Below are 23,300 nucleotides of genomic sequence, written 5' to 3'. Positions count from 1 at the left end.
TAATTTCCCATGTTATAAACATCATTTACTGGGCAGTTTAGGTGTAAAGCACAAAATACGAATTTGGAGGGATACAGATGAATGAGAATTCCATCGTCAACCACGGGAAAGCATTAGCGCTAAAGGGAGGCTTGATCTTTCCCGTTGTGTGGATTGTCTTAACGCTCATTTATGGCGTTTCTTTTTTTCATTCCACCCTACTGGGGATTGCTCTATTACTTGTTTCCTATGTAGCCGGGGATATGATGGTCTTGCCGAAGATGGGCAATGGCGCGGCTACGTTTGGCGATCTGATTATCGGTTTTCTCCTCCTCTGGGGCGGACTCCACTTGTTGGGTTATGATGACTCCCTTGGTGAAGCTCTGCTGACAGGCGCCCTCATCACTTTTGGTGAGTTCTTCTTCCATGCTTGGATGCTCCGGACCCAATTTTCTCATCATCAGGTTTGAAACAAGACTCCGAAATCCGCTCCGGTGTTTCGGAGTTTTCTTATGTACTCATCTTTTGATTTGTCCCGTTTTCTCAAGCACATGAAGAATTTCCATAATCAGAATACCTAACAAGGTACCAAAGGCATATAAAACGATGGCAGCAATTGTCCAAAATTCAAAAGGGAACATTTCCGGCAAAATAGCAATAAGTAGGCAGAATAGTATAATCGCAGCTGCTATGCCCATACTTGCATAGATAAAAAGCGCTCTCCATTTACGCTCGACATAACCGGGATTTTTCGGTTTTGATTGCCGATACATCAAGGGAAAAAGGAGTGAATTCCCCAGCAAAATGATGATAAAATAAATCGAAGGAAAGACATGAACCAGCAGTGGAATCATCATAAAAACAGCCGCTGCAAGCGCACTGAGCATCGAAACCCGCTTCGGGAAATTCCGGTGCTTGCGCCACGCCAAGAATAGACATGCGGCGATGAGGAGTACCACCCCGCCATTCAGAATCATCCAAGCATAAAAAGAATCTTGAATGACATAACTGGACAAGTAGGCGACGAACAACAGCCAAATCACAGCATAGACAATGGTATTCACGCCTGATTTCCATATTCCAATCATCCTGATCTCCTTTCATCAATTCTTTTAGTGCTTATGCGCTACTCCAGCTGAATCCTACCATTTGAATCGATGGAGATCCGTTGTCCTTCGCCCCAAGTAAAGGCGAGCGGGAATGTCTCCGCTAAGGCATCCGAAAAATACCATCTGCGGCCTGGTGGGACCAATACCACATACCAATCATCCTGTCCGAGAAAATTCAAGCCGCTCGGATCGACTTCCGTCCCTTTGCGCAGCGGAATGCCCGCATCCATCAGCTGCTCGCCGACATCGGTGACAAAAGGCGTCACAATGCCGATTTCACTTACGTTAAGAAAAGATTCTTTCGATAAATCGCCAAATAAATCGCGCTTTCGGCGTCCGATTAATTCGACAATATTTCCGGCTGGATCCTCAAAATACAGGGAGTCTGCATCGAATCCTGCAAAATAAATTTCATCGCGTCCACTGTCACGATTTAAGGTGAGTCGATCAGATAGCCAATACTTCATCATGGAAAATTGGTTGCCTGGGATATTGATGGCAAAGTGATAATATGCAGCTGCTTCCGTTTGTTTAAACGTCATCTCAGATGATCCCACTCGTATCGTAAATTGCTCATCCGTGGATTCGGTCACATCCAAACCAAGTACAAATCCGTAAAACCGTCTTAGGGACTTCAAACGATTCGTATAGAACGTCGCCGACTTGATCATCCTCATATCCCCTTTTCCATTTGTCATGACTGCTTGTGTTACACCTAGTATACGACAATCGCGCTCCTGCTTCTAGAATTCCCGATCCGCACTAGAAAAACCCAAGCTCTGAAAAGCTCAAGCTTGGGGTCCTACTATACCTCTTCCGTTTGGGCAACTGTGCTCTAGCGCTGCCCCGCCTACGCTTTTGTGATCAGTCTAACTTGACTCGAATCACTTGCCCCGTGTTGGCATCCACTTTCACTTCGTATTTCAAGCCTTGTGCGGTTCGGATATCGATTTCATAGATCAACCGTCCATCATCATAGTCCAACTCGGCTTTCACAACATTTCCAGGGACTTGTTCCTGCGCAATTGCTATCGCCTGCTCTAGTGAGATTCTCCGATACTGCGGATTTTGCCAATGATTCCCCCAATATCCGTCGTTTCCTTGCCAATGCCGATTCGTCAATGCGTTCCCCCCAAATTCATTCAGTCCTTATCATCGTATGACTTGGGGCATGGATGGGTTCCAAGCTAGGGCATTCAGTTCCTATTTCAATTTGCTGCACGTAACATCTCACCATTTCATCGCCTTCAACTTGTCCATTAAATACTGACGGTAGTCGGGCGGCAATTGCCAATCCGCTACTTCCTCAAGTAAGCTGTCTCGCATCCGAAATCCTTTAACAAAGCCGTTCAACCGAGCTGCAAAGGTGGAGTCTACGAACAGATGCGGCTCTGGATATAATTCCTTTAATTGTTCTGGAGCGGTTGGATACCGCTTCAAATAATATTTTTGATGACGCTCTTCCGCCAAGGTGAAGGTTTCAAACGGGGCAATCTCCGTTTCGATCGCTTCGCCCAGCTCCCCTTCCATCTCCCGCTTCACTCGTTCTATCACTTCCAATTGCTCGTCGTCATGATAGCGTAAAATGGACAAGTATTGCCTGCCTTTATAATGGCCCCGGTTCGGATAGTGGTTTCGCCAAAACTGCCGGAGCACGTCTTCAAACCGAATCACTTGCGGGTCAAAATCCACTTCCACCGTTTCACTATGATCCCCCATTTCCCGGTATGTCGGCGCTGCAGTCGTCCCTCCTGCGTAACCGACACGCGTCCGCATGACGCCCGGCAAGCCGCCGAAACGGGCTTCCGGCCCCCAAAAGCACCCCATTCCAAATGTTGCGGTCTCTACCTTCCTATCCCGCAGTTCCGCTTCGATATGAACGATGGTCCGATGTTGAAATTCCATACGTATCACTCCTTTTATGACTATTGCCGAACATCCTAGAATTAATCAATTGCTTTTCTGTTCCCTTGCCTTATTCTGTTACAAAAAGGAATGGATTTCCACATGGAGAATCTGGGTCGCGGCATTCACACCGAGGTCCTGGAATCCGTCCGCTTTGTCTAGTTGAAAGGAAAATATGAATTGAGAAATGAAGCCTGGCGGGGGCCTTCTATCCGTGTTTGGCAGATCTGCATGTTTAATAGGCAAACGCATGGGGAAGAAGATTAGCAGCACCACGAATACAGAATCTTAGAGGAGGAATTCACAATGGCAAAAGACAACAACAATGACAACGGTAAAATGACGGTAGAAGAAGCAGGACGCAAAGGGGGCGAAACAACTTCGGAGAGACACGGCCATGAGTTCTATGAAGAAATCGGCCGTAAAGGCGGAGAAGCGACTTCCCGAAATCATGACCGTGAGTTCTACGAAGAGATCGGACGTAAAGGTGGAGAAGCCCGCGCTCGCCAAAATGACAATGATGACAACGATGGCAAGATGAGCAAGGAAGAAGCAGGTCGCAAAGGCGGCGAAGCGCGAGCGAGACAACGGAAAAACGATTAATTCAACATATGGAAGGGCCCTGTTCGCAGGGTCTTTTTTTTCGGGAATCAACCTTTACTTCATTCCAAACAATGCCTGTTCTGCTAAAAGGTGGTTCCCTGTTTCCAGATCATTTGTGCATAGTGACGCCTTGGAGGCATCCAGCACAGCCCGCTCTTCAGCATCGATGTAATCTGACAGTGGTATCGCATTGAACACAGATGGCGTTTTTCCAATTCCTTCACTTCAAGCTGGATGTCTTGAGCAATGATTTCATTGACTTATTAGATGGAAACAGCCGTACTGGTTGGAATCATATATACAAAAGACACGTTTCAGGAACCTCTGCAACCAACGGGACAACTTTATTCCCCAAAGCTTTAGGGGATGCTAAAATAAAGGATCTAGTTATGGAATCTTCGGAAAAAGGAACACTGAAAAGTACTCATGCAGATGGAACAAAAGTGTATACTTATATTCCTAAATATCTGAGATGACCACAGTTGTTACGAAAGACAATATTATAAAGACATCTTATCCAGTAAGTGGAACATCTGTAATTAAGAAGTGACAATAGGAGTGAAGGCTAAATGAAGATAAAATTTGTTATTGAAAATGATGTATCCGTCCTCAAGGACAAAAATTTTAATTATGACTACTACTTAGATAGCTATCTAGAATTATTTATTGAAGATAGCAGGCAAGAATCTCTACTTCTCTCCACAACTATGCACAATACAATATTAATTGCTTTATGTGATATATTAATCGAGTTAAATAAGAACGGTAAGAAACAAACCCTTGAAACTTTCGGCAATCCCAACACATACACTTTTGAAAAATCGTCATCAAATATTTTAATTACAAATTTCGATAAATTCTCTAATCAAGTGAAATGTAAACATACTTTTAACCTCGTTGAATTCACCAATTCTTATATAAAAGAAATAACTTCATATTTGAATTTAATGGCAAATACAGAAGCCAATATCACAGAACACCCTAACTATGTTTTACTCAAAGAAAAATTAAACGTCCTAATAAATGTAGTCCAGCAATTATAAAAAAATCCTTTATAATGGGTTGGAGGCAGTAATCCATCCAAATCCAAAATAAAGGACAATCTCATGGCTAAGACGAAAAACAGCATTTGAGCAATGGGTAGAACCAATTTACGCCAAGTGCCGACGGAAGCTTCATCTGCGGCTTGTGTTTCTGGAAGACGGTTGTTCCTATCCAGACCATGCGGTTTTGACAAACGCCACAGAACAAGAGCGCGGTCAACTGGAAGTGCTAGTTGACGACGACAAGGAATGTCTGTATGTGTTCGATCGGGGCTATTTGGATTACGAGCGGTTTGACCGCATGACGGATGAGGGGTATTTCTTCGTCTCCCGCCTGCGGAAAAAAGCAGTCGTACGATCGCTCGAACACTTTAAATCTCCGGAAGACTCCATCGTGTTGTCTGATGAGATAATCGTCATCGGCACCACACGAAAGTGTTTCGTCTTCTGAAAGTACTGGATTCCAAAGGCAATCAATTGAATTTGATCACAAACCGGTTCGATTTGTCCGCTGATGAAATAAGGCAGAGAAATGTAGACGGAGTATTCCAAACCTACTCTATGCGACACTAGTGATTTTTCCAAAGATTTCTTCGCCTAAATCAGTGTTTTTCACCTGCGTTTTCGAGAGCCCGCCCTTTTGATTTTCCTTCAAATTTGGTGTAAAGTCACTGGACAATAAGTTTTTAAGTTTAAATCCTGTAGAAAAAGTGACATGTCTCCTCACCCTGCCCTCAGAAGTTTCTATCTTAAAAAAGGAAAAAAGTGTTCCAACGTGAGAATAATCGCTACGACTGCGACAATTTCAAACAAGGTGCGCAAGCCGTTCGGTTTCCGTTTGTCTTTTTCCCAGAAATGATTTTTGATGATCATGGCCGCGGCAATGACAATCACGAGTTGAATCGGTCCCATTCCAAACCTCCTGGCCTACCGGATGGCCTTATTTCACTTCCCATTTATGCGGAGTGACCACACCTTCGGGACTGACTACAAAACGGACCCGCTTCGGCCATTTCTCGCCCTCATCTTCGCTAATGTAGAGAATGATTTCTTTCGTGCCGACCGCCGGAACTGAAGTCCCGATGATTTCGCCCCACATGGGCACGCGCGATTGAATTTCATAGGAAGCGACTCCCTTCCCGATCGAACCGGCTGTTGGAGCTTTCTTGTTTATGAGGTCCGCCGCCTTGTTCACGCCCGGCACTTTGCCGAGCACTTTCATCATACCGAGCGTTCCATATAGATTCGCTACCGCTTGTGTTGTTTTGCCGGCATAGTAATTGAATTGGCCTTGCTCTGCGCCTTGCGTATAGTATTGCAAATTCGGGTTATCTTTGAACAGGATGAAATTCCCGTCTATCACTGCATACTTGACGTCATGCCCGTACAGGTCGATCGAGTCTGTTTTCACACCAAGCGCGTCATAATTGATTGGTGCGCCTTCGCTGATGACGTGATTCCCATGCTCTTGCTTCCAAAGGATATTCCCTTCCGCAAGTTCTTCCAGCGGCTTGTCAACCGCCGCAATTCTTTCTTGCGCTGAGGAGTCTTTCGCCGCTTTTTTCATCCCTTTCAATTCTTCCAGATTGAAGTAGCCATTCCCGACATCCTCTTTCTTTTCGCCTGATGATAACGTACCTCCGACCGGTGTCGTGCGGTGATCCAGTACGACCTGGAGCGGTGCCCCGGCAGCATACTTAGCCCACTGGTCGGACGGGAACGATACATCCGTCAAGTTATCTTCCATAAGCGACTGGATGTCCATCAACCATAACTCCATCGTCAATAAATCGGACTCCACGCTCGCTAACGCTTCCGTTTGGGTCGAATCAAACATGTTCAAATCGGCAATTGTGCGGTCCCGGCGTTTTTTTGCCGTATCCACCCCGCTTTGGACATCGCTGTCATCCAAATTGGGCAGGGCGACAATGTCAGCGACTTTGGTCATGATGGCGTTCGCTTCATCGGTCAATCCCGCTGTCACTTGGGAAATTTCCGTCAGACCTTCCTCCACATCCCCGTCCAAGAAGCTCTCTTGGATATATCCGTCAGGATTGGATTCCAATGTTTCCAACGCCGCTTCCATCTGTTTCAGTACGCTATGGAAATTGCTTTTGAAAAGCTGCATAAATTGCAAGAGCGGCAAATGGCAATCTTGGTAAAAGGCACGGATGGCATTCCCGCCTTCCCCTTTCAGTGCATCGTCCATGCCGACCAACTTCTGGATCGTCGTATCGATTTGCTGGATTTCCCCTTCCAGCCGATCCAGCATAGTCATGTTTTGCTGCAGACCGTCCGTGAAAGTGCTCACCTTCAGGATCTTCATTTAATCATGCTCCTGTGATCGAATGCGACGGCGGCACCTGCAATCCCCTTGCCGACATGTTCGTCCGATGTACGGATGAATTCGACCGACTTCTCCGTCGTTTCCATGTTTTTGAGCAATAACGTTTTATAGTTCGTCAACAATGTCTCCAACTGCGTCTGCAACGTTGTCAATTTGGTGACGACGTCCAACTGGTTTTGGGAGATGGGGGGGACAGCTTTCGGATCCAATCCTTCCGCTGCACCTACAATTTCGCCCAGCTGGTTTTCCACCTCTGCATATATGACTTTCATTTCTGTCATGGTGATGCCTCCCTCTCAATTATTCATAACCCCTATTGTTTTTCTTACGACTGCGCAGCTGCTGCCGCCTGTTCCGCCAGCAATCGGTCGATCGTCGCTTGGATTTGCACGATTTCCGCTTGGAGCTCCGCAATTTTGGCCGCAATCGCATCAAACACTTTTGTGAATTGATCGCCGGAGAGCTCCAAGTAGGAAGCATGAATATCCGCATCCCGGATATCGTCAAAATCGGAAGCATGATTTCCATGCCATGTCGTCAATGTCAATTCCGGTTCCAAACATTTCCCTTCGTTTTGCTGGAATTCTCCTTGCTTGCTTTCCAAGTTTGCCTGACAAGCTTGCAGCCGTGCCACCTCATTCAATTTCTTCGCTTTTAACGCGATATAAAAAGCTATCATGAGTGACTCCCCTTTCTCCTCTCCTCCGCCGGAGATTCTTGAATAATTTTCGGTATGAAAACGGTGAACAGCACGATGGCCCCGATGGCGATCAACAAGATGAAAACCAGCGTTCGGCCGCCTGAATTGGAGGACGGTCCATCGATGACACCCGGCCCGACCGAAGCTTCCTCGCGCTTTGACACTTCATTGGAAAAAAGGCCGAGTTCCTTCGACTTGGCAGCCACGGTGCCCCTCTCGCTCCGTTCCGCTGTCCGGAACAGGTTCACCGTGTCGCCGCGGTCCGGCAATTTCCGGCTCCCATCGAATTGGATATCGATTTGCTTCACCGGAATCGTGTTTTTCATTTTGATCTTCCCTGCATCATGCAGATAATCGGTATTCTTTTTAAACTGCAACTTCTCATACAACACCGGTTCCAATTCCTTGATGAATTCATCGGAATCCGCGGTCCCGATTGCCGGACGTGCGATCCAACTGAACGACGCTAACAGAAGAACAGCAACTAGCTTCCTATTCATACCGTTATTCCGCCGTGGAAGTTTCAATTTTTCGGGGACGATTGAGAAAATAGGAAATTGCTAACAGGGCGACGGCAAGTAAACCGACGGTGGTCGCACCCCATCCGAATAGGGTTTCCGGCTCATACTTGATGGAAATGAACACTTTCGATACGAGATCGGGAACTCTGATTTCCGGAACGCCCAAGACGAGCAACGGGATCATGTACAACCCCATGAGCACCATGGCGGCGATCCATCCGACCGTCGGATTGACATCGAGTGCTGCCCGGATGAGCGCGGCGCCCGCGAGCAATAATAATACGGTGAAAACAGTCCACTCGATGGCCCGATCGTCTCGGAGTATATACATATTGACGCTATACAGACTGATGATCAATCCGACAAGCAAGGATAGTAGGACGATCATTCCCAATCCGACACGGGACCCGATCCCCTTCCCGAACCGATGGGTGAAAAAGCCGATGAGCAAGCTGCTGATCAATAAGATGACGAACAGAATCAGTGGCGGCACTTTCTTCATCTCTTCCGCCAACAGTGCTTCTCCCCGGATTTCCAACGGATTGACAAGATAATTGAATACATAGCCGTTTTCCTGACCGTCGACATATGTGTTGGCGAGATACCCTTCGATATCACCTTGGAATTCGGACATCTCCTCCAGGTTGGTCTGCCATTTATCACTGAAGATGGCGGAGGTGTCTTTCAAATCATTCGCTTTCCCATACAAATCGACTGCGTAATTGACCAAACCGTCTTGCCGCTCAGACAAGGAGGCCATCTGGCTGCTCAAAGACACCAGTTGGGAGCTGATATTTTGCTGGCCGCCGAGCACTTGGCCTTCCGCGACTGCCTGGACCGGCTCCCCTTCGGTCGATTGAAGCTGTGCCAAGAGAGTGGCCGCTTGTTCGTTGATGGAATCCAGATCGCTTTGCAACGCCAGATGTTGTTCTTCCATCGATTGCTCATAGCCGGACATGATTGCGGCGAATGAAGAGCTTACATTGCCCATGCCAAGTTCGGTCTGCGGAATGCTCTCGCCGACTGAACTCCAGCCTGCCAGCTCTTCCTCATTCAGTTTCACGACCTCGGTTAACAGGTCCTTCACCACTTTGTCTTTCAGCAGTTCCTGTTTCATCGCTCCCCGTTGGCGTTCCTCAAGCATGTACTCGTATTGGTCCAATTTTGCATAATAGGACATAAGCGAAGCGGTCTCTGCAGACACGGTAGGTTGAGTGAACAGCTTTTTGAATTGTTCTTGCTCCACAGCCGACAATGCCGGATTTTTCAGCAAGGCCTCTTCTTTCAAATGAATGGCGTAGCGGATGCCGGTCTGGTCTGCCGGCGTGTTCTCAAGAATCGATCGGAACGTGTTGAACTTTCCAGCGAGTGTTTCGAACGACGCATAGAGATCTTGATATTCATTGGCTGCTGTCCGCATATGTCCGGCATCGCTGTTGGCCATTTCATTCAAGGACTGAGCCTTTTCTACCATCGAATCGTTGAGCGATTTAAACTCTGTTTCCAATTGGGAGATATCGGCTGCCAACTGCTGGCCGAGCTCATCTTCCCCGACTTTCGTCTTCAACATGGCCAATGCGGCTAGGAGTTCCTTTGACTTTTGTTGTTCCTCCGCCATATTGGGTATTGCCCGGTTAGTTTTCTCCTGCGATTTTGCTAGCAGATCATTTTGGATGGACTGCCATTCTTTTTGATACGGCAAGCCTTCGATGTCTTCAGATGAGAATGGTTTGCCGGCACCTCTCTTCCCTTCCTCCAGCTCTTTTTCCAGCCGGCTGAAAAGCGAGTGGTTATACCGATCGATGGCCGTCCCTTGTACGGCAAGCAGTTCGTCCACCTGACGATCGACCTGCTGTTGACGCAGCTCGGCCAAAGCATCGAGCTTTTCTTTATTGTCCTCGATCGCTTCATTCACTTCCGTAATCTTGGAGTTCAATTCCTCATTGTTTTCCTCCAAGGCCAGGAGGGATTCGTTGAATCGCTCTGTTTGCGCGGCAGCTGCGTTTTGGATTTTTTCTAAGCTTGTCGTTTGCACTTGCAGCAAAATGTCCTTTTGCTGGGCTTGGAAATTTTTATACTGATCGACATAGGAAACAAAGTCGGACAATTCCGCTCCGAATGTTTCCGCATTCTGGATATGCGTGTTATGGGCTTCCCCCGCATTGCCGATGAGGGAACGGATTCCCTCCATTTGTTCCTTTTGCTGTCTCATCTTTTCTGCAAGCGCCTCAGAGCCTGGCTTGTAGTATTCGGACATCGCATCAAGGAATTCAGTCTCCTTCGTCAGGATCGTATCGAATTCCTTTTTGATGTGGTCCATTTCCAGCGCGACATAACTCCAGTACAATGTGGAGATTTTATCATTCACCCGGCTAGTCGCTTCTTTGATTTCATTTAGCACTTTTTCCTTTTGTGCGCCATCCTTCTGACGTTGCACTTGGTAGGAAAATTCCGCTTTTTGCGGATTTCGCTCGTCATACGACATGATACGCTCCGAAAAATCGGAAGGGATATAGACGATGGCTTCGTATTGGTTCGACTTCAGTCCATTCGCCGCCTGACCACGCCCGAGCACTTTCCATTCATAGGGAGAATTGTCGGAGAGGATCGAGACGACTTCCTTCCCCATCTCGATCGACTCCCCGTCCCGGGCATCCCCGAGGTCTTCATTGACAATGGCGATGATCCGCTTCTGTTGGCCATTCACATGGAGAAGACTGCCACCCAACAACTGGAAAAACACGATGGGAATTGCAAGAATTAACAGCATGACGGCTATCAATCTAATTTTTTGTTTTTTATTGCTACTCATTGCACAATCTTCCTCTCCAACTTGCATAAAGGTGTGAGCACTTTTAGGTCGTAGCCGTTCAGGACGTAGTGGACATAGCCGAGCGGCAATTCCGGCTCTTTCCGTTCATACGGCAAGGTGTACAACGTCTGCTCGGATTTCCTCATGAAGAGGAGGGCTTGCCGCACGAGTTTCAACTCATTCGTGAACGGGTCATACCCTTTCGTAATTTCCGCATTCGTAATGGACACGATGATGTTCAAACCTAGATGCGTGTATTTCTTTATCAGCTTCGCCAACCGATCCTGAATTCCCGGATCGACGGTTTGCAAAAATCTCGTATAGCCGTCGATGATGAAAAAGGATGGCAGGATCGTCGTCGGCTTGCCATTCTGGAGATTTTCCAAATAGATTTCCTCGGTCCGCTCGAAGTATAATTCCACCACTTGCAGCCAATCCGCCAACCGCTCTTTCGTCTCCAAGTAGTCGACGTCTTCCTCTTTGCCGAACTCCGCCAATCCCCGGTCGAACGAGTCGAAAATGCCGATGAAGCCCTTCTCCTGCTCGTTCAATTGATGAAGCAGCAACTTCAGTAGGTTCGTCTTGCCGCGCTGCGGCTGCCCGATGATCAGGCAGTGATTGGTCTTGGTGAAATCGAGCAAAACAGGTTGCACGGTGTCCTCGTCCAAACCGATCGGCAATTGGCCAGCTTGTAATGGACGTTTCACATAGTCGAAGAAATTATCGGTCGTCAATTCAAGCGGCAACATCGGAATCGGTTCGGCCGCCGGATGGCCCCGGTATTGTTCTTTGATGGACCGGACAGCTTCCTTCACTGATTCGAGCACTTCCCAATCGGTCTCTCCTTTCGCCGGCAAGTAAACTTGGGCAAAATGCGCCTCTTCCTTTTTAAGGACTGCGCGTCCCGGGAACGGCTCCAAATCGAATGGCACACGTCCGACAATCCCGAATGCTTCCGAGGAGTCCATCAGATAGTGCACAATTTTCGTTTTGAGATTGTTCATGAGAGACTGGCGGACGGATTGGGCCCGGGTCGCCCCGACAAATAGATAAATGCCGAGCGATTGCCCGTCCCGGCCGAATTGATTCAGCAGCAGTTCGGTCTCTTCCATTTCCTCCCGCACAAGATCGTAATTGTCGACGACGATGTACCAGAATGGGAACGGCTCGGAGGCCACCTCGTTATACATGCCGATATGGCTCACTTCCGCTTGCTGGAATGCCCGTTTCCGCTTGGCGATTTCATCTGTGATCCGCTTGATCAGCTTCCGGCGTTTCAAATCTTCCCCAAGCGTGAAATAATCCGCCGTATGCGGCAGTTGACGCAGGGGCAATAAAGAACCGTTGCCATAATCCAGAATATAGAAATGGGCTTGTCCCGGAGGCAGCTTCTCCGCGATGCCGAGCGCCAACGTCAACAATGTATACGATTTACCATAGCCCGGTGAACCGAAGACGCCGACATTCCCGTCTTCCATCAAATGGTAGCCGATCGCGGACTGGCTCTGCTTCTCGGCTTCGTCAATCATTCCGAGCGGGACAACGGAAGGTCTCAGCTCCTTCTCTGTCGGCCTGTCAATCCGCAAAGCAAGCGGCGGCAGCCATGGACTCGGCAATTTCCGGATTCCGAGTTCCTGCTGGGTTTGGACGATCCTATCCGTGACCACTTCGATTTCGGTGATTTTCGTTTTATTTAAAGCAGGGCGGGTTTGAATACCGGATAGCGGATACAATCCGAGATCCGTCACGATGGCGATTTCATCCTCGCCTTCAAACGTTTCTTCCATGTAAGGGGCCCGGCTCCAAGCCGATTGGAATAATTCATATACTTCATTATTGCCGACTTGCAGATAGCCTCGGCCGGTCACCGTGATGGAAGCCGCGTCATTGTTTTTTAGGATTTCCTTGCTGTCCGATTCGTCTTGCACTTTCAAGGCGATCCGGAACCGGGCGTTACTCCAAATCTGTTCATCGATGACACCGCCCGGCTTCTGCGTCGCCAGGATGAGATGGACGCCCAAGCTCCGGCCGATCCGTGCCGTACTGACCAGCTCCCGGATGAACTCCGGCTCTTCGCTTTTCAATTCGGCAAACTCGTCCGAAATAAGCAGCAGATGCGGCATCGGCTCCGGTGCCTTTCCTTCTTTGTATAGCGTCGTATATTCATCGATATGCGAAACGCTGGATCGGTCAAACAGGATCTGTCTGCGCTTCAATTCGCTGTTGATGGAAGCGAGCGCCCGCATACTGAAGTTCTTGCTTCCCTCGATATTCGTAATCGTCCCGAGCAGATGCGGGATGTTCTTGAATGGCTGAGCCATCCCCCCGCCTTTATAGTCAATTAACAAAAAGGCCACTTCATGGGGATGGAACTTGACGGCAAGCGATAAGATCAACGTCTGCAAAAATTCACTTTTCCCGGAACCGGTCGTCCCCGCGAGCAAACCATGGGGGCCATGCGCCTTCTCATGGAGATTCAACTCCACGGCGTCCGAATTCCCTTTGAAACCGATCGGCACTGCCATCGATTTTGCAGATTCGTTCGTCAGCCAAAACTGCTCGATCGGCAGCTGTTCGACCTCTTTTACGCCGTATAGTTCCAAGAAGCTCACCATTTTCGGAATGGAACTGACCATGCCGACTTGATGATTCAAGGTCTTCAACATCCGGGCGTATCGCTCATTCGTCCCGTCGTCCACCCGATCGAGGCGAAACGGGACACGGACCGCCTTTTTCGCATCCATGATGATCTCGCCTTCCCGCTCATTCAAATAGCGGATTAGGGTCTTGGCGTTCTCCGGGATGCGTTCCTGTGCGCTCGCTGTGAAGATGACGGAAATGCCGAGCTCCTGCAAGTTCTTCCCTTCCAAATATTCCAGGATGCTATGTTCCGCAATCAATTGATAATCCGACACGATGAACACGAGATGCGGGGCAAAAATCACCTTCCCTTTATTCTCATCGCCATCCCGTTCCCGGATCACTTCGTAAAGCGAGGACAAGAGCTGGTCCCGTGTCTGCTCGTTATGAATAAACCCTTTCGCATGCATATGCGGCAATGTGAAGTGAGGCAGCCACTTCATCCATTTCACTTTCGGATAATCGGCATGCTTGAAAATATAAATGAACCGCATGTCATGGTAGCTATGGAAAAAAGCGAGCTGTCCAACCAATTGGTTCAACTCATTCCGTAGAATCGACTCTTTTCCGATCAACCCGACCGCACCCTTAGCTAAACTTGCCGTAATCGGAGCTTCTGCAATTTCCTTGAATGCAGACTCCATTTTCTGCGACTGGGCCAGCAGATCATCCGTTTCCCGGTTCGCCAAATCCCCGGAGGACAATGAAATCTGATAGCTGGACGGAACCGGCCCCGTGCCGAGACGGAACTCCAATGCGTCATGGCTATCCAATGTCTTCTCCCAAATACGGCCGGACAATCGGTCCGTCATATGTTTCATCTGTTCAAATGAAGGAAAATGAAATCGAAGGACGTCTTTCTGTTTTTTCGCTAATGCGTAGAGCTCCTCCCGCATATTTTTCAAGTACGCCGTATAGACGCGCTTCCTCTTTTCCTCGCCCAATTTCCGTCTTTTTTTGTCATTGAAATATTGGACGGTGGACGTCAGAAGCGTCACCGTGAACATCGTGATGGAAATGATGATGAAAATCCCGCGTGGTATCAAAATCGCCACAAGCCCTAGCACAATGAGCATGACGAGCGGCGGCAGGACGATGAGCCAAAGCCCTCTGCCCAAATTATCGTTCTCTTGCGTAGGGAATGTCAGGTTCACTTTATCATCCGGCAGCTCATGGATCATCCGGGGGGTCCGACGATAATCGGGATAGATTTCCGCCATCTCGGACTTCGGCAACTCGAACTCGGGAAGTTCCGTCCGGTATGCACCGACGGAACGGATGGCGAGAACGTCCGGCTCCAGCAAGCGGATTTCCATCGACTCCCATTGCACCAGATCGCCGAGGTTCAGCTGCGGATGCCCTTCCAACTGCTCCCCGTTCCGATACAACAGGCAAGTGTCATCCATTTCAATGCGCCATCCCGACGCTGTCTTGACTAAAGAAAAAGAGCCTCCCGGCCGGGCGGGGAAAGCGCGGTCCAGAAGTTGACAAGTCGCATGATCGTTTTGACACCCGAAAGAAATGACCTTTTCAAACCCGATATAATACGTCTTTTCACGGGACATGGAGGATGTCACATAAAGATCCAGCACCCTCCCTTTCCGGGGAATGGAGACTTTTCCTTCTTTCGTCAAAACGCCTAACAGCTCCCCGTCTTCCCGGAGATCAAACCCGTCCTTCCCTTCCTCCATCATCATGGAGCCGCGAGGGAACGGAAACGTCAACATCGTCACGTCATCCTCGACGGATGGACCGATTGTCAGACGTTTAAAATCGTATTCCTGGAACTGGACCCGTTGCGAATACCGGTCATAGAACAGCCAAAGCTCCACCTAACACTCACCTACTTTCATGTAAACTGCGGACATCATTTATTCACCTGAAGGCTTCGGCTCTTTCTCCGAAACAGGGGCCTTTGGTTTTTCCTCATCAGGCTTCGCCTTTCCTTCCACCGGCTTTTCTTTTGAAGTCGGAGTGGCATCTGCCGGTTTGTCTTTCGTTGCAGGCGGTTCCTCTTCTTTCGCCGGCTGCTGCACCTCCGGCTTTTCTGATTCGGCAGGCTTTTCCTGATCCGCTTCCAATTGCTGCTGCATTTCGGCCTCTTGTTCCATCAGCTTTTCATATTCTTCGACTTCGTGATCGATTTCCTCCAACAGCCGCTGCTTCTCCTCGCCGGTCAAATCTTTTTCCGCTTGGATCTCTTCCCGCCGCTTCAATAAACCGTACACGAGCAACTCGCCATCTTCCATCGACCTCGCCAAATCGACCGCTTTTTCCGCTTCCGCCCGGCCGATGTAAATCCAGTATTTCAAATAATCCGCATCAGTCTGCAAAGTGATATTGGCCAGGACATTCCGCTTCTGCTCTTCATCCAGCCGTTCGTTCGAGACGTACGCATACGCCGCCTCATACAACACGACATAAGGCATCTTTTTCACACTTTGCGGCTCAAGGACCGTCACAACTTCACTATACCGATGGTTCAAAAATTGCTGGTGACTCGCCAAATACGCTTCATTCATCGGTTTCTTATAAATGAAATAATGGAACATGAAAATAAATGCGGGAATCAAGATAATCCCGAGAGCGAATGTGGTCATTTGCCAAGTCTTCCATTTCTTCTTCGGCATCTGTATGTATAGTTTCTCTTGTTGGTCCAGCCACTCGATTTGTCCTTTGCAGTATGCTTTTAATTCCTCGGGATCGACGGCGGATAAAATGGCGGATTCGGTTGCATTCAAATTCAAGGCGTCCGCATATTTGATATATTCGTCGAACGTTTTGGATCCATCTACGGCAGCGGCGACGGATGCTTTCGTTTCCAGCCAGACCCGGTTCGGATCCGGTTCGGCAGGCGGCAATCCGTCCATCACCCCGTAATGGATGAAAAACGGCGTCATCCCTGTGTTATGGACGATATTTTCCGGACAGACGACAACAGTGAGCCGTTCATGCGGGTGGTTTTCCACCTTCTCAATGAGCTGATGGGCAAAGATCCATCTCGTTTTCACATCTTCCTTCCGCAAAGATTCGAATGGATGGAAAGTGGGCGGAATCGTTGCTTGGATGATCAATTCATCTTCCGTCACCCGGATCTCCTTCCGGATGGCCGGTTCAGCTTCCCGCAGGAACTCGATGGCGGCCTCACTTTTCAAGCCAATCCGCTCCCGGTGGAAAGCCAAGGTGACGTGATTTTCTTCCCGGAGGACTTCGGTATCTACTAAATTCTCAAAATAAGAGCTTGTTTTTTTGGACATCCCGATTTCCCCTTCACAAAATTTCAAGCCGGTCTCCGGTCGTGATGCCGCATTCGGCCAACGTGAGATAACCCGGAAATGCTGTCTGTTTATTCACCACTCGTACCCAATGCCCTTCCCGTTGCCTTTCGGAAATCGAACGGGCTTGCCATGCGATGTCGATCATTTTCTTGATCGAATGAAAATCAGAAAGCCGCAAATCGAATTCTTCGGCATCGTAGTGGGACAGATCCACGGTGACTTCTATGTACATGATGGTCCCCTCCAAAGAAAGAAGCGCCTTCCACTTGAACGAAAGACGCTTCCGAATACGATACATATGGATTGCATTCAGCCGCGAATTTGACTTGCCACTTGCTGGTCCGCATCTTGCAATGCTTCCCCTGCACGGTTCAACTGGATTCCGATTTCGCTCAATAATTCTCTCATTTCATTGAAATGCGGCTTAAGGCGTTCGTATTGCTCTGCGAATGCGACGCTGGAAGCCCCTTCCCAGACGGATTGCAATTCGCCGATCATGCCATCGAGACGGCCGATTTGCGATGCAACTTCCCCCGATTCGTGGTTATAACGGTTGGCCATTGCCGTGAGCTCTGCGGGTGTAACGCGAATGATTCCTGACATGCTTCATCTCTCCAATTCATGTAAATTTTTTATAAAATAACTGCATGGAAAGAAGGATCCCCCACCTTTCCAGTACAGGTATTTCCGTTCCAATGGAAAATCAAAGCAAACGTTCACTCTAATGAATAGCATACTCGGAATTTCCTTGTCAAAAGAATCCAAAATCCATCGAAATGGCGATAGGCATTGGGTACCGAGTTATTAGTCACCACTGGCAGTCGAGGAAGGAAATTCGGTCTGAACAACTACCTGATGCCATAGAAAAATTGAGTATTTATTGATAGAAAATAAACCAGATTACTAGCTTTCTGTTTCTTTCGATTCATTTATCACGCATTTCCCAGTTGATTGCCAATCAAATGGGGACGAAACGTTGGATATGAGAGGATGATTTATTGTAGACTTACGGTAAACTAGGAGGTTGGATAATGGAGATTGGCATCAGTACTTTTGTAGAAACGACACCCGATGTGAAGACCGGGCAGACGATCAGTCATGCCGAGCGGATCCGGGAAGTGGTGGAAGAAATCGTTTTGGCGGATGAAGTTGGATTAGACGTTTTCGGAGTGGGCGAGCATCATCGGAAAGATTATGCCGCCTCCTCCCCTGCCGTCATCTTGGCGGCCGCGGCTTCCCGCACAAAACGGATCCGGCTGACGAGTGCCGTGACGGTCCTCTCCTCGGCGGATCCCGTCCGGGTGTTCCAGGACTTCGCGACATTGGACGGCATATCGGATGGACGGGCGGAGATCATGGCAGGACGGGGATCATTCATCGAATCGTTCCCTTTGTTCGGGTATGATCTGCAAGATTATAATGAACTGTTCGATGAGAAGTTGGATTTATTATTAAAATTGCAGTCGGAAGAAATCATTTCTTGGACCGGCAAGCACCGCCCGTCGATTCCGGGCCGCGGGGTGTATCCACGTCCCGTCCAGACACCGCTGCCGATCTGGATCGGAAGTGGCGGCACGCCGCAATCGGTCGTCCGTGCAGGACAATTGGGTCTGCCGCTCGTCTTGGCCATCATCGGCGGAAGACCGTTGCAATTCGCCCCGCTAGTTAAACTGTACAAACAAGCTGCCGCCCAAGCGGGACATGATGTAACCCGGCTGCCGATCGCCTCCCACTCGCACGGCTTCATTGCGGAAACGGACGAACTGGCGGTCGAACAATTCTTCCCTTCCACTCAATACGCCATGAATGTCATCGGGCGCGAACGCGGCTGGGGACATTACGACCGCACAGCATTCGACGCGGCGAGGAGCTTGGAAGGCGCACTGTATGCGGGAAGTCCGGACACAGTTGCCGAAAAGATCGTCCATCTGCGAAAGCATGTCGGCATCACCCGCTTCATGCTTCACGTCCCGCTCGGCTCCATGCCGCATGCGGACGTCCTGAACGCCATCCGGCTGCTCGGCACGGAAGTGGCCCCGAAAGTGCGGCAACAAATCGCCGAATGGGAAGCCGGTTCATAAGGGAAACAGCCCTTCGCAGATTTAGCGAAGCGCTGTTTTAGATATTCTAATTGAATCAAGGCTGTTCCGAATCTAGCAAAAGTCCTTTCATTAAATAAGATCTTTTCAGTAATCCAAACTCACCCGCATGCAATCAGATGTTCCCGGTCATCACGATGAAAGGCAGATCCAGTAATGAGGAAGTGAATCCATTGCATGGAAACAGAGCCCCCTCGTCTTAGGAAGCTCCGCCTTTTCGTAATTTCCTATTCACCAAGACTCCATAAAGACCGTCATCAGCACACCTAACAACACGCCGAGGAAAACGGCAACGGTAAAAAGAATCCAGCGCTTCAACCCCTCATCCTCTCCTGCGTCATTTATACAATGTATTACATGGACAAGGGAGATATGTTGTAATGGGCGCCCTTATTATGGACAAGTAAAGTCCAGGCACAGAGTTGGATACTAGCAAAAAGCAAGGGCGCCGGGAGACTCCTGCGGGAAAGCCGGCCGACGAGACCCCGCACGGCTATAAGCCGGAGGAGGCTCGTCGGCTGGCCCGCGGAAAGCGACCAGAGCCCTTGCTTTTTGCGTGTTTAACCGGAAAATCCACTTTTCTGGACAGTCCCTTTCAGTGGCCGCCATCGCCAGCGGTCGTCGATCATTCCGCTTTCGCTGCTGGCAGATGTTGTGCCTTTACAGTGAAGGTCGTCAATTCATTCCCGAGAATCGGGCTCGGTTCGCTTGAGGCGGGTCTGCCATTCCCGGAGCCATGCGCTTTCTGGGATTCCCGACTTTCGAGCCAGTTATCGAAGAAACGGCGTGCTTCCCAAGTCGTGCAAACTTTCAATTCATCATACTCAGGGGAGTCCTCTTTCATCCACACTTCCATCCGAATGAACCCTTCAAACGTATGCACGGATTTGGGCTGTGCGAAGCGGCTCGCCACCTCTTCCCCCTTTCCTTTTTGAATCCGGATCGTATTTACGGCTACCATCATTTGTATTCATCCTCCCTATCATTCATTAAAAAATCCAATACCGGCAAGGCCGGTTCGCCCCCGCGTTCCGCATGGCGGATGAGCGGAATGCCATGGGCCCCTTTCGCCGTCGCCATTTCGGGGAATCTCGCAATCATGCTTTTTACAATCTCCACTTCCCCGAGCATGGCGGCTGTGAAAATATCCATTCGTGCACCCCTGGAAAGCAAATACTCTGCAATGTCCCGATTTCCCGTATGGGCCGCGGCGCCGAGCCCACTTTCCCAGTCATCACCTCCCCAGTTCATGACTGCGTGGATCAGCGCCGGCTCCCGATCCACCAACGCTTTCACTTCCTGCAAATTGCCATGGGCCGCCACGATGTAAGCGCGGACCATTTCCCCGTCCACTGGCTCCAGTTTAACACTTTCCATTCTCACAACGATCATCCTTCCGTAATTTATTCGGTGTAAAAAAATGCGCCCCGTCCTTCACGAAAATATCCGCGTCAATTTCAAAAATCGAACGGAACATTTCCTTGCATAACACACATTGCGGGATTCCGTCATAGCGGATCCGCCCCTCCTTCAAGACGATGAGCCGATCGCTGTAGCGGGCCGCCTGGTTAATGTCGTGCAACACCATGACGATCGTCATCCCGAATGTTTCATTCAACTCTGTCACGAGTTCCATCACTTCCAACTGATGCGCGATATCGAGATAGGTCGTCGGTTCATCCAATAATAGAATGTTCGGCCGCTGGGCGATGGCCATCGCAATCCAGGCGCGCTGGCGTTCCCCGCCTGATAGCGAATGCAGCAGACGGTTGCGGAAACCGGACAACTTCGTCACTTCAAGCGCCCATTCGACGATCTCCTCATCCTCCCGCAACGGCTTCCCATACGTGGAACGATGCGGATGACGACCGAACCCGACTAGCTCCCGAACCGTCAAATCGAGCTGGTGATCGTGCATTTGCGGCAGCATGGCGAGAGCCTTGGCGACGTCCCGGGTATCCATCCGGGCTATTTCCTTGCCGTTCAACAAAATCTGCCCGGTATCTGGAGCGTTCAGCCGCGACAGCAAGCGCAAAAGAGTCGATTTCCCGGAGCCATTCGGGCCGATTAGACTGACAATCTCCCCTTTCTTGATATGTACATCGACTTCCGCCAACCGGAATTCAGCAGACTGCCGATACGATAGATCTTCAGTTGTCAGCAAAAGAATTCCTCCGTTTCTGAATCAAGTACAAAAAGAAAGGACCTCCCAAGAAGGACAGCAGAATGCCGACTGGCAACTCGATCGGATTGAAAGCGGTCCGGGCAATCGTATCCGCCACGACAACGAGCAAACCGCCGCCAAGCGCCGAAATCGGCAAGACGTACCGATAATCCCCGCCAACGAGAGCGCGCACGATATGGGGAATGACAAGACCGACAAATCCGATCAGCCCCGATACGCTGACTGCGATGCCCGCGAGCAGCGTACTGAGCAGGATGAGGAAAAAACGGCTTCGCTCGACCTTATGCCCGAGCAGTTTCGCCACTTCATCCCCCAGCCGTAAAATCCGGATATGCGGAATTGCAAACAAGGCAAGCAGCAATGCAGCCAGCGCGTAATAGATGATCATTTCAAACTGCACCCAGCCGACGCCCGCAATTCCCCCGGCCAACCACGGCAACACCGACTGGACCCGGTCGCTGTACAATAGCATGAGCGCACTCATGCAAGCACCGATGACTGCGTTGATCGCAACTCCGACCAAAATAATTCGTACCGGGGAAGCCCCGCCCTTCCAAGACATCGCGTAAATGACCAATCCAGTGATCAAGGCGCCTAGGAATGCCGCAGCGGGCAGCAGCATAATATACGCCGGAAATAAAATCATGATCACCGTCGCAGCCAGCCCAGCCCCAGAGGAAACGCCGATAATACCCGGATCCGCCAACGGATTGCGCATGATCCCTTGCAAGATGGCACCCGACGCAGCAAGACACATGCCGACAATGAGGCCGACGAGCATCCGGGGAACGCGCAACTCCCAAACAATCCGACGTTCCAAAGAATCCGCGGACGTCGTGATGCCATTCCAAACTTCCATTGGGGAGAATGAAACCGGCCCGATCATCAAACTGCCAATCGTTGCGATGAACAAGAGTACGGCTGTGGCAAGGAGGACTATGAACCGTGCTTTGGCGAGCGGGTGGCGCTCTTCGGCGGCTTGTTCCCCGACGGCAATCATTTTCCCGATCCTTCTTCCAAACTGTCCTTCATGACATGGAACGCCTCCACCACTTTTGTTCCGGGATTCGTGCCAAATAAATGGGAGGGCAGCACGATAACGCGGCCCGCTTTAACGGCATCCAGATTTTTCCACGCCGGGTTTTTCATCATTTCTTCCTCAAATGCCGCTTTCACTGCTTCCGGTTCGCCATGGGTGATGAGCATGACGACTTCAGGGTTGCGTTCGATAATCTTTTCGACACTGAGGCTAGCATATTGCGGGTATTGGTCTTCATTCGGGAAATCATTCGCAATATTTTCCCCGCCCGCGAGCTCCAACAGATTGCCCGACAAAGACGTCGGCAATGCCGCGAGATATGTCCCAGGCGCCCCGTAGACGAGCAATGTCTTCGTCCCTTTTTCCGAAATGGATTCTTGCCCTGTTTTCAATGCTTCGTTCAACGTGCCATTCAATGTGTCAGCTTCTGCCTCTTTATTTAAAAGTGAACCGACCATGGAAATCGTATTTTGGATCTCTTGCACACTATTGGCAGATGTATAGATTACTTTCGTCCCTTGCCGTTCCAAGTTCTCCGCATGCGCTTTCATGCTTGGCGAGGCTAGCAAGACATCGGGATGAACTACCGCAATCTTCTCGAAATTCGGCTGATGCGGGTTCCCGATCTGCTCCACTTCTTCCAGTTCCGGAGCAACCGGCGCTTGTGAAGTCGGACGGCCCACTACGTTGGCGCCAAGTGATAGGAGGATATCCAAATCACCTGAACTGAGCGTGGCAAACGTCTCCGGCGCCGTTTCAAATGTCAGCGTCTGGCCTAACGCGTCGGTAATTTCAATTCCCGCTTGTTCCGCTGCTTTCTCAGTTGACTTTCCAGAAGCCTCCGCCTTCCCACCCCCATCCATTTTCTCCTCCACCTTGCCGCAAGCCGCCAATACAGCAATTACACTTACTACGGCAATGGCATATAACAATTTCTTCATTCTCAAACCTCCCTCAATTAACTGAGAATTATTCTCAATGATTCGAGTATAGATGATAATGAGAATCAATGTCAACTAGATTTTGTGGAAAATGGTTCC

General features: G+C 49.6%; 23 protein-coding genes and 1 pseudogene. 5 read left to right on the top strand and 19 right to left on the bottom strand.

All coding sequences use genetic code 11. From position 1 onward, the window contains the following. Window positions 1–77 precede the first annotated feature (77 nt). Window positions 78–449: a DUF2512 family protein gene (locus tag OXB_RS12375; protein WP_041074666.1), complete on the top strand. Its 372-nt coding sequence runs from the start codon at window positions 78–80 to the stop codon at window positions 447–449. Window positions 450–497: 48 nt separating this feature from the next. Here the strand turns inward: OXB_RS12375 and OXB_RS12370 are convergent, their stop codons facing one another. The 4 genes from OXB_RS12370 to msrA form a co-directional block, all read right to left on the bottom strand. After that, window positions 498–1,043 (bottom strand): hypothetical protein, encoded by a 546-nt coding sequence (locus OXB_RS12370; protein ID WP_144399697.1) that lies wholly within the window; start codon window positions 1,041–1,043, stop codon window positions 498–500. 62 nt (window positions 1,044–1,105) lie between these two features. Further along, window positions 1,106–1,759: a hypothetical protein gene (locus OXB_RS12365; protein WP_041076732.1), complete on the bottom strand. Its 654-nt coding sequence runs from the start codon at window positions 1,757–1,759 to the stop codon at window positions 1,106–1,108. 193 nt (window positions 1,760–1,952) lie between these two features. Next, entirely contained in the window at window positions 1,953–2,210 is a 258-nt protein-coding gene (locus OXB_RS12360) for a PepSY domain-containing protein (RefSeq protein WP_041074662.1), read from the bottom strand. Between the two features lie 108 nt (window positions 2,211–2,318). Next, window positions 2,319–2,993: a peptide-methionine (S)-S-oxide reductase MsrA gene (gene msrA / locus OXB_RS12355; RefSeq protein WP_041074660.1), complete on the bottom strand. Its 675-nt coding sequence runs from the start codon at window positions 2,991–2,993 to the stop codon at window positions 2,319–2,321. Window positions 2,994–3,299: 306 nt separating this feature from the next. Here msrA and OXB_RS12350 point away from each other — a divergent pair, with 306 nt between their 5' ends. The 3 genes and pseudogenes from OXB_RS12350 to OXB_RS12340 all read left to right on the top strand — a co-directional run. Then, window positions 3,300–3,596 carry a KGG domain-containing protein gene (locus tag OXB_RS12350; protein ID WP_041074658.1) on the top strand — a complete coding sequence of 99 codons (297 nt, stop codon included), beginning with the start codon at window positions 3,300–3,302 and terminating at the stop codon, window positions 3,594–3,596. Window positions 3,597–4,165: 569 nt separating this feature from the next. Then, on the top strand, window positions 4,166–4,639 hold the full coding sequence (locus tag OXB_RS12345; RefSeq protein WP_041074656.1) for a hypothetical protein: 474 nt from the start codon (window positions 4,166–4,168) through the stop codon (window positions 4,637–4,639). 121 nt (window positions 4,640–4,760) lie between these two features. Then, window positions 4,761–5,167, top strand: a pseudogene (locus OXB_RS12340) (transposase); the annotation flags it as partial. Window positions 5,168–5,383: 216 nt separating this feature from the next. Here OXB_RS12340 and OXB_RS18885 read toward each other — a convergent pair. The 10 genes from OXB_RS18885 to OXB_RS12295 form a co-directional block, all read right to left on the bottom strand. Then, entirely contained in the window at window positions 5,384–5,551 is a 168-nt protein-coding gene (locus OXB_RS18885) for a hypothetical protein (protein WP_158333703.1), read from the bottom strand. A gap of 28 nt (window positions 5,552–5,579) precedes the next feature. Next, the gene (locus OXB_RS18015; RefSeq protein ID WP_052484013.1) at window positions 5,580–6,965 is read right to left on the bottom strand and encodes a ribonuclease YeeF family protein; all 1,386 of its coding nucleotides are present in this window, start codon (window positions 6,963–6,965) and stop codon (window positions 5,580–5,582) included. After that, window positions 6,962–7,267 carry a YwqI/YxiC family protein gene (locus OXB_RS12330; protein WP_041074654.1) on the bottom strand — a complete coding sequence of 102 codons (306 nt, stop codon included), beginning with the start codon at window positions 7,265–7,267 and terminating at the stop codon, window positions 6,962–6,964. The genes OXB_RS18015 and OXB_RS12330 overlap by 4 nt, the downstream gene beginning before the upstream one ends. A gap of 44 nt (window positions 7,268–7,311) precedes the next feature. After that, complete coding sequence (locus OXB_RS12325) at window positions 7,312–7,665, bottom strand: YwqH-like family protein (protein WP_041074653.1); 354 nt, start codon at window positions 7,663–7,665, stop codon at window positions 7,312–7,314. Continuing rightward, entirely contained in the window at window positions 7,662–8,186 is a 525-nt protein-coding gene (locus OXB_RS12320; RefSeq protein ID WP_041074651.1) for a type VII secretion EssA family protein, read from the bottom strand. Before OXB_RS12320 ends, OXB_RS12325 begins: the two co-directional genes overlap by 4 nt. A 4-nt stretch (window positions 8,187–8,190) precedes the next feature. Beyond that, on the bottom strand, window positions 8,191–11,019 hold the full coding sequence (esaA, locus tag OXB_RS12315) for a type VII secretion protein EsaA (protein ID WP_041074649.1): 2,829 nt from the start codon (window positions 11,017–11,019) through the stop codon (window positions 8,191–8,193). Further along, window positions 11,016–15,491: a type VII secretion protein EssC gene (gene essC / locus OXB_RS12310; RefSeq protein WP_041074647.1), complete on the bottom strand. Its 4,476-nt coding sequence runs from the start codon at window positions 15,489–15,491 to the stop codon at window positions 11,016–11,018. Before essC ends, esaA begins: the two co-directional genes overlap by 4 nt. 39 nt (window positions 15,492–15,530) lie before the next feature. After that, complete coding sequence (gene essB / locus OXB_RS12305) at window positions 15,531–16,916, bottom strand: type VII secretion protein EssB (RefSeq protein ID WP_052484012.1); 1,386 nt, start codon at window positions 16,914–16,916, stop codon at window positions 15,531–15,533. Between the two features lie 13 nt (window positions 16,917–16,929). Beyond that, a complete protein-coding gene (locus tag OXB_RS12300; RefSeq protein WP_041074645.1) occupies window positions 16,930–17,169 on the bottom strand; it encodes an EsaB/YukD family protein in 240 nt (79 codons plus the stop codon). A 77-nt stretch (window positions 17,170–17,246) separates the two neighbouring features. Further along, a complete protein-coding gene (locus OXB_RS12295; protein WP_041074643.1) occupies window positions 17,247–17,540 on the bottom strand; it encodes a WXG100 family type VII secretion target in 294 nt (97 codons plus the stop codon). Between the two features lie 428 nt (window positions 17,541–17,968). Between OXB_RS12295 and OXB_RS12290 the strand changes: the two genes are divergently transcribed. After that, window positions 17,969–19,018, top strand: coding sequence for an LLM class flavin-dependent oxidoreductase (locus OXB_RS12290; RefSeq protein ID WP_041074642.1), 1,050 nt, complete (start codon window positions 17,969–17,971; stop codon window positions 19,016–19,018). A gap of 643 nt (window positions 19,019–19,661) precedes the next feature. Here the strand turns inward: OXB_RS12290 and OXB_RS12285 are convergent. From OXB_RS12285 to OXB_RS12265, 5 genes are read right to left on the bottom strand one after another with little or no spacing between them, the layout of a single operon-like run. Continuing rightward, complete coding sequence (locus OXB_RS12285) at window positions 19,662–20,000, bottom strand: antibiotic biosynthesis monooxygenase (RefSeq protein WP_041074641.1); 339 nt, start codon at window positions 19,998–20,000, stop codon at window positions 19,662–19,664. Next, window positions 19,997–20,413: a hypothetical protein gene (locus OXB_RS12280; RefSeq protein ID WP_041074640.1), complete on the bottom strand. Its 417-nt coding sequence runs from the start codon at window positions 20,411–20,413 to the stop codon at window positions 19,997–19,999. Before OXB_RS12280 ends, OXB_RS12285 begins: the two co-directional genes overlap by 4 nt. Beyond that, complete coding sequence (locus tag OXB_RS12275; RefSeq protein WP_041074639.1) at window positions 20,400–21,200, bottom strand: ABC transporter ATP-binding protein; 801 nt, start codon at window positions 21,198–21,200, stop codon at window positions 20,400–20,402. The genes OXB_RS12280 and OXB_RS12275 overlap by 14 nt, the downstream gene beginning before the upstream one ends. Continuing rightward, the gene (locus OXB_RS12270) at window positions 21,187–22,218 is read right to left on the bottom strand and encodes a FecCD family ABC transporter permease (protein WP_442852910.1); all 1,032 of its coding nucleotides are present in this window, start codon (window positions 22,216–22,218) and stop codon (window positions 21,187–21,189) included. Before OXB_RS12270 ends, OXB_RS12275 begins: the two co-directional genes overlap by 14 nt. Continuing rightward, the gene (locus OXB_RS12265; RefSeq protein ID WP_041074634.1) at window positions 22,218–23,201 is read right to left on the bottom strand and encodes an ABC transporter substrate-binding protein; all 984 of its coding nucleotides are present in this window, start codon (window positions 23,199–23,201) and stop codon (window positions 22,218–22,220) included. Before OXB_RS12265 ends, OXB_RS12270 begins: the two co-directional genes overlap by 1 nt. Window positions 23,202–23,300: the final 99 nt, after the last annotated feature.

The sequence above is a fragment of the Bacillus sp. OxB-1 genome, assembly GCF_000829195.1.
Taxonomy (GTDB): domain Bacteria; phylum Bacillota; class Bacilli; order Bacillales_A; family Planococcaceae; genus Sporosarcina.
Note: the sequence above shows the minus strand (reverse complement) of the source record. Positions and strands in the feature narration are given on the sequence as shown.

Excerpts from the sequence above, each read along its gene's own strand:
- OXB_RS12365 (WP_041076732.1), bottom strand. The coding sequence starts at position 1,759 with ATGATCAAGTCGGCGACGTTCTATACGAATCGTTTGAAGTCCCTAAGA.
- OXB_RS12375 (WP_041074666.1), top strand. The coding sequence starts at position 78 with ATGAATGAGAATTCCATCGTCAACCACGGGAAAGCATTAGCGCTAAAG.
- OXB_RS12325 (WP_041074653.1), bottom strand. The coding sequence starts at position 7,665 with ATGATAGCTTTTTATATCGCGTTAAAAGCGAAGAAATTGAATGAGGTG.
- OXB_RS12320 (WP_041074651.1), bottom strand. The coding sequence starts at position 8,186 with ATGAATAGGAAGCTAGTTGCTGTTCTTCTGTTAGCGTCGTTCAGTTGG.
- essB (WP_052484012.1), bottom strand. The coding sequence starts at position 16,916 with ATGTCCAAAAAAACAAGCTCTTATTTTGAGAATTTAGTAGATACCGAA.
- OXB_RS12295 (WP_041074643.1), bottom strand. The coding sequence starts at position 17,540 with ATGTCAGGAATCATTCGCGTTACACCCGCAGAGCTCACGGCAATGGCC.
- OXB_RS18885 (WP_158333703.1), bottom strand. The coding sequence starts at position 5,551 with ATGGGACCGATTCAACTCGTGATTGTCATTGCCGCGGCCATGATCATC.
- OXB_RS12280 (WP_041074640.1), bottom strand. The coding sequence starts at position 20,413 with ATGGAAAGTGTTAAACTGGAGCCAGTGGACGGGGAAATGGTCCGCGCT.
- msrA (WP_041074660.1), bottom strand. The coding sequence starts at position 2,993 with ATGGAATTTCAACATCGGACCATCGTTCATATCGAAGCGGAACTGCGG.
- OXB_RS12285 (WP_041074641.1), bottom strand. The coding sequence starts at position 20,000 with ATGATGGTAGCCGTAAATACGATCCGGATTCAAAAAGGAAAGGGGGAA.
- OXB_RS18015 (WP_052484013.1), bottom strand. The coding sequence starts at position 6,965 with ATGAAGATCCTGAAGGTGAGCACTTTCACGGACGGTCTGCAGCAAAAC.
- OXB_RS12350 (WP_041074658.1), top strand. The coding sequence starts at position 3,300 with ATGGCAAAAGACAACAACAATGACAACGGTAAAATGACGGTAGAAGAA.
- OXB_RS12330 (WP_041074654.1), bottom strand. The coding sequence starts at position 7,267 with ATGACAGAAATGAAAGTCATATATGCAGAGGTGGAAAACCAGCTGGGC.
- OXB_RS12345 (WP_041074656.1), top strand. The coding sequence starts at position 4,166 with ATGAAGATAAAATTTGTTATTGAAAATGATGTATCCGTCCTCAAGGAC.
- OXB_RS12300 (WP_041074645.1), bottom strand. The coding sequence starts at position 17,169 with ATGTACATAGAAGTCACCGTGGATCTGTCCCACTACGATGCCGAAGAA.
- OXB_RS12265 (WP_041074634.1), bottom strand. The coding sequence starts at position 23,201 with ATGAAGAAATTGTTATATGCCATTGCCGTAGTAAGTGTAATTGCTGTA.
- OXB_RS12290 (WP_041074642.1), top strand. The coding sequence starts at position 17,969 with ATGGAGATTGGCATCAGTACTTTTGTAGAAACGACACCCGATGTGAAG.
- esaA (WP_041074649.1), bottom strand. The coding sequence starts at position 11,019 with ATGAGTAGCAATAAAAAACAAAAAATTAGATTGATAGCCGTCATGCTG.